We start from the raw sequence: 545 nt of genomic DNA, 5'->3' as shown, positions 1-545 counted from the left end.
TCCTGTTTCAAAGCATTGCCGTCTGCATCGGTTAATGCTGCTTCTGCTGCGGAAAACTTGATAACGGCAAGCAAGCCGTAGCCTGCATTCCCACCAACCGCGTGCGTGGCTACGCCACACACCCTTGTATATCGGAACACCCGTATCATAGCAACAAACCGCCCGACCGCCACCCGTACACACCCAAGGCAAACAACCGTCGCGTAGCTCAGGGAGCGGCCGGGCAACCCATCGACACAACCGGACAGTTGCCGGATAACACAACCGAATGCAAGGCAGGTTTATGATGAGTACCCAATACAACTACGCAGGTATCGACATCGCCAAACGAAACTTCGTTATTGCCGTTTCGTCTTTGTCTAAAACCAAAACCGAAACCAACAACCCGAAAGGTATCGCCTATACCGTCGAATACCTTAAAAAACACAAGGTCGCCCTCGTCGTCATGGAAAGCACCGGCGGTCTCAAAGTTCCGCCGCCAAAGCCATCCACCGCGCAGGCATAGCCGTAATCATCGCCAACCCGCGTCAGACGCATCAGTTTGC

The 545-nt window shown here is 53.8% G+C and carries 1 pseudogene; it reads left to right on the top strand.

Annotation, left to right across the window (positions count from 1 at the left end):
- Positions 1–286: 286 nt before the first annotated feature.
- A pseudogene (locus tag HMPREF2872_RS10700) lies at positions 287–545 on the top strand (transposase); the annotation flags it as partial.

Source organism: Neisseria sp. HMSC069H12 (assembly GCF_001812735.1).
In the GTDB taxonomy this organism is placed as follows: Bacteria; Pseudomonadota; Gammaproteobacteria; order Burkholderiales; family Neisseriaceae; genus Neisseria; species Neisseria subflava.
This window is presented reverse-complemented; position numbering and strand designations above follow the sequence as displayed.